Here is an 8,944-nt window from a genome sequence, read left to right as displayed (position 1 = left end):
GCACCAGAAGCGAGGCTGGCACCCGGGCGTTTGCATTGCTCGCCAGCGTCATCGAGACTTGCCGCAAGCGGGCCGTTTCCTCCTGGGTCTACATCGCCACTGTGATCGCCGCCGCCAGAAAGGGCGTCGCCACACCCTCGCTGCCGCCGATTCCGTCCGGGACGTGAACGGTTACCCTCTAATATATGACCACCACCGCCGGCTGCGCGTTGAATTTGCGGTGCGATATCGGAACAATCGACACTGTGCGTATCATTTGCCAGGTCCCTTCCTCGTTGGCTATTCATAAAATCGCGCGCACCTTGATTTGCAGGAAAATTTTCATTTACCGGTCTTACTGGCCGACTCATGCCAGGCAAGGTCACCGCTTCGTCGCCTGGCGGCACTCCACATTCATGCATTAACCCAAGCGGATCAATGGAAGTCAGCGGATTATTCACATAGCTATACGGATTTGGACCGCCCGCCAGCCCCAGCGGATCCGGTGTCAGATAACGCCCCGTACTCGCATCATAATAGCGGTGCCAGTTGTAAGCCAGCTTCGATTCGTCATCGTAATACTGCCCCTGGAAGCGGATCGGGCAGTCGGTCTTGCTGATCGTCGTTTCCTCGGTCTCGCCCCACAGGCTGCTTTTCGCCTGCCAGGCAATATCGCCGTCGGCATCGATCAGTTCCTTCGGCGTTCCGATATGGTCCAGCACCACCGCATACGTCTGGCTGGTTTCCTTGCCTTTGCGCCGGATCGTCTCGGTCTTGGCGAGCGGGCGGAAGCTGTCGGGCTCGTAGTCCCAGGTCGCGCAGATCTCCTCGAGGATCTCCGATCCGCCATTGCCATCGGGCTTCCTGCCGAAGCGCCGCTCTTCGGCGACCGTGTGACCATCCCACAGGTAATCGACTTCCGTAAAGCGCGCAGTGCCATCGCTCGGAACCTGCTTTTTGGTCAGCCTGCGACCTAAAGCGTCGTACGTGTATTCCCAGGCATCGCCATCGGGCGTAATCACGCGCTTGAGACGGTTCTCACTGTTCCAGACATAATGCCAATGCTGTTGCCGGCCCCAGCGCTTGCCTTCGATGCGGGTAATCACGCGGCCTTCAAGATCGTATTCATACTTGACCTTGCCAGCTTGCATGAGCCTGCCGCGCCGATGAACACGTTGCCCCCTCGTATCGGCATTGCTCTCGTCCGTGCCGAGCAGCGCCTTTTGCTTGATGGCGTCGATCAGATTGCCCGCCAGATCATAGGCATACTGCTCGCTGCCATTGTCGCGGCTCGCTTGCGTAACCCGGCCAACCTTGTCGTAACCGATTTCGATGACGCCGGCGCTGCGCTCGCCCAGCTTGCGCGGGTTGCCGTTGCCGTCGTAATTGACCGCGCGCTCCTGCAGCGTGCGCGCCTGCCCGCCTTTGTCCGGCCCGATACCCGTCCACTGCCGGGTCAGACGATTGAGCTGATCATATTGCTGGTCGATGCGGACGCCACCCGGCAATTGACGGCCCGTTTCGCGCCCGCTACTGTCATGAAGGAAGCTGAACGTCTGCGCATCCGGCAGCGTCAACTCGATCGGCAGGCTGTTGGCGTCGAATTCCCAAACGCTGCTATGTCCGCCGGAACTGGCGCGCTCGGTGCGCCGGCCCATCAGGTCGTAATCGCTGCTGATGCTGCGGCCGTTCTGGGTTTCCCTGACAACGCGGCCCTGCTCATCGCGCTCGAAGCGGATGTCGCTGTCGGCGTTGACGGCGCTGCTCAAGCGGCCCAGCACATCGTAGGTATAGTGGGTGCTACCCTCGCTGGCGATCTGCTCGAGCAACTGGCCGGCGTGGTTGCGCCGGTAACGCGTGTGCTGGCCCGAAGGCGTGCGTTTCCCGATCACCAGACCGTCGGCATCGACGTCGTATTCGACCTTGCGACCGGCGAAATCGGTTTCCGCAATCACGTCGCCTGTAGCGTTCCGCACATAATGCCAGCGCTCGCCCGTCGGGTTGATAACGGCAACCAGGCGCAGCTCGGTATCGTACTCGTAGTGCGTGACGGCGCCGTTGGCCTCGGTAGTCTGTGTCAGCCTGTCGAAGGCGCCGTAGGCATGGCGTGTCACATTGCCCAGCGCATCGGTACGGGCGATGCAATTGCCTTCGGGATCGTACTTGGCAAGGTGGCGCGCGCCGTCGGGCAAAGCGATCTCCAGCGCCTTCCCTTCGACGTTGTAGACATAGTGGCTGGTATGTTGATGCGGATCGGTACGTGCGCTAACGCGGCCAAAGGCGTCGCGCGTGAGCCGGGTCGGGTTGCCCAGCCAATCGGTGGCACTGGTCAGCAAACCGCGCTGATCGTGCGCGAAGGCGGCCGTGGCACCGGCCGGATTGATGACGCGCAGCACATTACCGTGCGCGTCATGCTCGAAGCGCGTCCACGCGCCGCTCTCTCCGACCTGGACCAGATTGCCGCGTTCATCGTACACGCGCTCAACGCGCTTGCCGTCTGGCGAGATCACGGCGACCGGCAGGTCGAGCTGGTTGTAGTTCACCACCGTTTCTTTGCTCAACGCATCGATGTGCCCGACCAGATTGCCACGCGCGTCGTATGCCCAGCGCAGAACCGCCTCGCCCGGCGTGAGCGCAGCGACCAGGTTGTAGTGCGCGTCGTAGTCGAACTGGCTGACGCCGCCGCGGGCATCGACTTGCTTGATGACCTGGAGTGCGTCGTTGTAGTGGAATTCGGTCGGGTGACCCAGCGAGTCGGTGTACGTGTTGACCTTGCGCTCGTCGTCGTAGACGAAGCCGCCGGTCATGTGGCCGCCTCGACCGCCGCTGGTCTGCTCGCAACGCCCCTTGGCGTCGTAACGGTAGCCAATCCACACGCCATTACGATCTTGCCAACGCGTCAGGCGATGGGCATCGTCATAGCTGTAGGTAAGCGGCAAGCCGCTGCTGTTGACGATGGCTGACAGCTCGCCGTCATCATGGTAAATGTAGCTGACCAGTGTGGTCAGTGCGCCGTTCGCTTCCAGCAAACTGATGCGGCTGATGGCGTGCTCGCTGGCATCGACCTTGAGCCGCGTGCCACCGCTGTGGCGCACCTCGGTCAGCACCGCGCCGTCGTAGACCAGCCCAATCTGGTTGGCGTTGCGGTCGGTAATGGCCGACAGATGCCAGTGGCTCGCGTTGCGCTGATCAAAACGCAACGTAGGCTGGTGCCGCTGCTCGAGCAAGAAGTGGTCGTCACGCCGGCTCACGCTGTAAGCTTGATAGACGCAATGTGTGACGCTCGCGCCCGGCTCCGGCATGTCGAAGCGCATCGATGCGCCGTCCTCGGCATGAAAGACCAGCTCCGCCTCGCCGACGACTTCGATCCATTGGCCCCAGGTGCTGGCCCATGCCTTGCCGAATACCGTGCCGCTCGGATTGCCCGAGTTGTGCAGACGGCGCAGCACGATCGGCAATGCGCCCGGCAAGGCAATATCGGGCTGTTCCAGGATGACATTGCCGGTGATGACGTCGATCGGATCGCCGCACTTGCAGATGGTCTCGTCCGGCCGTTCCTTGGCGGCGTTGAATTTCTTCATGCCGGGCAAGCCTTCTTTGATAAAGGCAGTGGCCGGTGTCTTCGGATCGGCAATGACCCTGTTGCCAACGCCAGTCCCTACCTTGGCGCCCAACGCGCCCCCGCGCCAGGCGCCAAGCGCCAAGCAGCATCATCGCCTTCTGGCCATCCGAACCTTTGCCGAACAGCACGCCACCGGCCCAAGCGCCGACCGCACCGCCCACGTAGCCGCCCACCAGTGCGACGCCCACAACCACCGGGCCGGCCACCAACAAGCCGGCGCCCACGCCTGCGACCAGCAGTGCCATATGCACCTCGTCCGAAACCTCGGGCGTGATCAGTTCTGCCATCGTGGTGTCCGTCGGGCCGCCCACGAAGACATTGGGCGAGCCGGACTGTATCTTTGCGCTGCACAGTATCATGTCGCCCACGCGGGCAAAGGGTTTGCCGTTGACGAACACCGTGGACGAGCCTTCCGCCACAAGCTGGGGCGTGGGGCCGTGGCTGGAGCAGGCGGCGATATCGACCTGGGCACGCGCCACCGCCTTGCCGTTCGCAAACACGTTCGGCGAGCCGGTCTTGACCATCCCGGTCACGTTGGCGCCGAATATCTGGCTCGTTATGTCCATCGAACCGATCACTTCCCCGACACCAGCGCCACCGGCCGCTGCCGCCACCACCCCAGCGACGGCGACCAGAGCCAGGCCGCCGGTGGCGATGACGGCGGCACCGACCAGCGCGCCCGCCACCACGCCCGCCACCGCGCCCACCGCCAAACCGACCACCAGGCCGGCCATGGCATGGCTATGGGCAATGGGATCGTCGACACGTCCGGCCGCCGCGCCCAATCAGGACTCCTGCGCCGACTGGGCCACAGCGGGCACTGGCGCGTGCAGGCGCATGCTGCCGAGCATGGCCTCGAACGCCAGATTCCACTCGTCCTTGAAGGCGCCATGACTGGTGCCGGTCAGCAGCAATGCCTTGGAACGGTCAGCGCTTGCGGACTGGACGAAAACAGCAACCTGGCGCTGATGCATTTCGGTGTCGCCGTTGCGCCATGTAAAGTGCAATTCCATCGCGGCCGAGCCGTCGACGACGAGCGCGCTTGTTGAGCAGTTCGAACTTTGGCAATGCCTTGCGCATCTCGTTGGCAAGCGTATCGGCGAAAGCATCGACGGCCGTTTCGGCGAAGGCCTCGGCGCGCGAGATAACGAAAGAGAAATCGCTCGGACCGGAGTCATTGATGATGAATTGATTGACCGTGCGGTCTTTCAAGCTGGGATGCAGCTCGAAGCTGGCTTCGTCGATATTGTATTGGCTCATTGCTGTGTTTATCGTTGGTAGAGTAGGTGGGGGTGCTAAACCCGCGATGGAACTTGACTGCGCAGCGACGTGACGGCTTTTTCACCGGCTGCGCAGGTCAACGTGATGTTGTCGAGGAAGATGCTGACAAGAGATTCAGGCGCACACGATGCTGCATCGCGGCGGCCATCATGTGCCGCTGAGCGATGCTGGGCTCATCGATCTGGACTGTGATCACTCTTGCACAGGAAAACTGCACAGATGTACCAGATTGCTTGCCCTACCCGAGGAGGTATCGCGTTCACCAGATCGACCGCGCAAAAGCCGATCGCCTCGGTTTTAGCGATGTCGTCCGCCTTGCCAACATGCTGCCAAAATTGCATTATACATAACAACTTGGAGTTTACCAAGTGTCAATGTTGTCATCCGTGAATTATGCTACAGCGCTATCGTTGCTCTCCTCAGGCAAGGCAAGTCGCCCAATACCGTCCCCGCCGTCTTTACCGCGCTGCCCGGCATGCCGTTGACCGCCGGAAGGGCAAGCGCCTGTTTTTCCCGGTGCTACTGGTGCCGATTTGTATTCTGGTGGTGCCATGACCTGCCCTGCTCTTCTGGCTCGCTCACATGTTCAACACCCGCTGATGCACGCTAGCCGGCCAAGCCGACGACACACGCGCACGGCACAACCTGGAGCCATCATGACTTACATCATTGTCGATTTCGAGGCAAGCTGCTGCAACGAGGGCCACATTACCCGGGATGAAATGGAGATTATCGAGATCGGTGCAGTTGCATTACACGGCAATGGCCCGTTCACGCTTGGCGAGTTCCAGTCATTCGTCAAACCAGTCCGGCACACGCAGCTGACCGACTTTTGCAAGCAGCTGACCAACATCCCGCAACAGAAAGTGGACAGCGCCGACGCCTTTGGCGCCGTCATGGAGCGTTTCTCCACCTGGATAGCCTCATTCGATGACGCAGTTTTTTGCAGCTGGGGCGACTACGACAAGCATCCGTTGCGACAAGACTGTGCGTACCATGAGGTTCGCTATCCGTTCGGCGATGAACACATCAACATCAAGAAGCGCTTCGCCGACAATATGAGCATGCGAAAGCCGTGCGGACTCGAACAGGCGCTGGCCAAAGTCGGACTTGAGTTTGAAGGGCAACCCCACCGCGGGATCGACGACGCGCGCAATATGGCCAATCTGGCGCCTTATCTGTTCTTTTGACGCGCCTGCACAAACGACGCATTTCCCGACTACGGCATCTACAACACAATGAATTCCATTCAGGCCGCCCTTACCATGTTCAATAAACTGGTGTCGAGAGAACGCGGGCATCGTACAGTCCTGTCGAATCGCCCGGCAGCGCGTATATTGTTCCTGTAGCCGATCCGCAGACCGGCGCGGCGATACGCCATGCCCCGTACCCATCCCTCTTCTCATCTCATCTAAACAGGATTATCACCCATGACACTCGCACGAGGTTACGCGGCGCTGGCCGCCAAGGAAAAACTGGTCCCCTTTTCATTCGAGCGCCGCGCCCCGCGCGCCGATGACGTGGCCATCGACATCAAATTTTGCGGCGTATGCCACTCCGATATCCACCAGGCGCGCGACGAATGGGGCGGTGCGACCTTCCCCATGGTGCCGGGGCACGAAATCGCCGGCGTCGTCACCGCCGTCGGCGCCGATGTCACCAGATTCAAAGTGGGCGACCATGTTGGCGTCGGCTGCTTCGTCGACTCCTGCACCACCTGCGGCACCCGCCACGTCGATCTGGAGCAGTACATGCCAGGGCTGGTCCAGACCTACAACAGCGTGGAGGCCGACGGCGTCACGCCCACCTTCGGCGGCTATTCCAACCATATCGTCGTCAAGCAAGGCTACGTGCTGTCGATTCCCGACAATCTGCCGCTGGACAAGGCCGCGCCGCTGCTGTGCGCCGGCATCACCTTGTATTCGCCGCTGAACCATTGGAAAGCCGGTCCGGGCAAAAAAGTCGCCATCATCGGCTTGGGTGGCCTGGGCCACATGGGCGTGAAAATCGCGCACGCAATGGGCGCCGAGGTAACGGTATTGAGCCAGTCGCTGTCGAAGCAGGAAGATGGCTTGCGTTTCGGCGCCGCCAGCTATTACGCCACCAGCGACAAGGAGACGTTCAACAAGCTGGCCGGCCAGTTCGACCTGATCATCAATACGGTCGGTGCTGCCGTCGACTGGAACGATTACATCCGCTTGCTCAAGATCGACGGCACCATGACCCTGGTGGGCGTGCCCGACGCGGCCACGCCGCCGGTCAATGCCTTCAACCTGATCGGCGCGCGCCGCACCCTGGCCGGCTCGATGATCGGCTCGATCAAGGAAACCCAGGAAATGCTCGATTTCTGCGGCAAGCACAACATCACTGCGGATATCGAACTCATTGATATCGGAATGATCAACGACGCCTACGAGCGCGTCGTCAAGAGCGATGTGCGTTACCGGTTTGTCATCGATATGAAGTCGATGGGGGCGTAAGAGCGAACCAGCGGGGGAGTCTACTACTGGCGCAAGTCCGGCATGAGGCGGACTGTTTCCTTCATTAGTCATCCTCCGCCGTACACCGCGTTTGGGCAAAGCGATTACCTGCAATTTTCTTTAGGGGAGCCATACGTCGGGCACGGCGTTTTTCGATCGACCCTTCCGCTACCGCGTCGGCTACCGCGTCCGCTGGCCCGGTCGCAGCGATAACACGAGGATCATCGCGTCAGTGCTTCAAGGTTGCCATAACAGACCTCCGATCAGGTAAATGCCAGTATCGGTATAGTGTATCGCACGGCGGATGTATACTCCCAACCCTCGCGCTGAGCTCACGTAGCAGCTAAAAAAACTGCCGCCAGTCGGCCAGCCAGTCCGGAAAGCGCGCCGCCTCCATCGGCCGGGCGATGTGGTGGCCCTGCGCATACGTGCAGCCCAGCCCCTGCAAAAAATCCCAGTCCTGGCGCGTCTCCACGCCCACCGCGCAAGACTTGCGGTCAAGGCTGCGCGCCAGTCCCAGGCAAGAACTGAGCACGGTCGCCAGCGAGCGCTTGCGCGAGGCGCCGTCGACAAAGCTGCGGTCGATCTTCAGTTCCGAAAACGGCACGCGCGCCAGTTGCTGCACGTTCGAGCGCCCGGTGCCGTAGTCGTCCACCGCCAGCCCATACCCCATCATGCGCAGGCGCAGAAGGCGTTCCAGAAAACTCGGGTCGTTGGTCAGCACCGCCGATTCGGGCAACTCGAACGTGAGCAGCGCCGGCTCCACGCCATGCCGGTCGGTGCAGACGCCGATCTGGCGCAGAAAATCCGGATGGCCGATGGTTTCCGCCGACAGATTGAGCGAGATCGCGGCCGGCAGGCCTTTGTCGTGGAAGGCGCGGCAATGCGCGGCCGCGCCTTCAATCATGGTCCAGTCCAGAAAATCGATGCGGTGGTTTTGCTCCAGCGCGTCGATAAAGGCGGCCGGCCCCAGCACCCCGTGCTCTGGGTGGATCCAGCGTGCGAACACTTCCAGCCCCTTCACCTCGCCGCTGGCCAGTTCGATCTTGGGCTGGAAAAACGGTTCGAACTGGCGCGCCTGCAGGCCCACGCCCACCTGAGCAAAGCTGAAACGCGGCAGCGCGCGGCGCTCCTGTACCTGGGCGACAGGCGGCGTGTAGTGCGACAGCAGCGCTTCCAGATGGCCGCTGGTAAGCGGCTTGGGGATGGTGCCGAGCAGGTCGAGCCCATACGCGAGCGCCAGGCTTTCGACCGAAAACAGCAGGCTGGCGTGGCAGGAGCCGGTGATAATCGCCCGCGTGCCGGCATTGAGCACGGTGATGTCGCGTATCAGCGCCAAGCCGTCGCGCCCGGACAGGGCCAGGTCGATCACCGCAATGTCGATCGGCGGCCCGGCCGGCGCTTCGATCTGGCGCAGCGCCGCTTCGCCGTCGGCCGCCGCGCTGATGCGGGTGGCGCCCAGGCGGCCGAGCATGTCGATCAGGGTCTGGCGCTGCGCTGCGTCGCCGTCGGCGACCAGAAAGTGCAAGTGGGCGATGTCCATCATATCTCCGCTGAAGTCCGAGTATTGACATTACCCCCG

Annotated in this window: 4 protein-coding genes and 2 pseudogenes; 2 read left to right on the top strand and 4 right to left on the bottom strand. The window is 61.7% G+C overall.

Going from position 1 to position 8,944, the window contains the following annotated elements; translation table 11 throughout:
• The 3 genes and pseudogenes from F1735_RS09770 to F1735_RS09760 form a co-directional block, all read right to left on the bottom strand.
• On the bottom strand, positions 1-3,560 hold a 3,560-nt coding region (locus F1735_RS09770), incomplete at its 3' end, for an RHS repeat-associated core domain-containing protein (RefSeq protein WP_167236753.1).
• A 355-nt stretch (positions 3,561-3,915) separates the two neighbouring features.
• Positions 3,916-4,125, bottom strand: a pseudogene (locus tag F1735_RS36425) (PAAR domain-containing protein); the annotation flags it as partial.
• 261 nt (positions 4,126-4,386) lie between these two features.
• A pseudogene (locus F1735_RS09760) lies at positions 4,387-4,861 on the bottom strand (DcrB-related protein).
• A 677-nt stretch (positions 4,862-5,538) separates the two neighbouring features.
• On the opposite strand from F1735_RS09760, the gene F1735_RS09755 reads away from it, so the two are divergent.
• The gene (locus F1735_RS09755; RefSeq protein ID WP_167236750.1) at positions 5,539-6,072 is read left to right on the top strand and encodes a 3'-5' exonuclease; all 534 of its coding nucleotides are present in this window, start codon (positions 5,539-5,541) and stop codon (positions 6,070-6,072) included.
• Positions 6,073-6,312: 240 nt separating this feature from the next.
• The gene (locus F1735_RS09750) at positions 6,313-7,362 is read left to right on the top strand and encodes an NAD(P)-dependent alcohol dehydrogenase (RefSeq protein ID WP_167236749.1); all 1,050 of its coding nucleotides are present in this window, start codon (positions 6,313-6,315) and stop codon (positions 7,360-7,362) included.
• Between the two features lie 343 nt (positions 7,363-7,705).
• On the opposite strand, the gene F1735_RS09745 is transcribed toward F1735_RS09750, so the two are convergent.
• A complete protein-coding gene (locus F1735_RS09745; protein ID WP_167236748.1) occupies positions 7,706-8,905 on the bottom strand; it encodes an EAL domain-containing response regulator in 1,200 nt (399 codons plus the stop codon).
• Positions 8,906-8,944 lie beyond the last annotated feature (39 nt).

This window comes from Massilia genomosp. 1, assembly GCF_011682185.1.
GTDB lineage: Bacteria > Pseudomonadota > Gammaproteobacteria > Burkholderiales > Burkholderiaceae_D > Telluria_A > Telluria_A rubra.
Note: the sequence above shows the minus strand (reverse complement) of the source record. Positions and strands in the feature narration are given on the sequence as shown.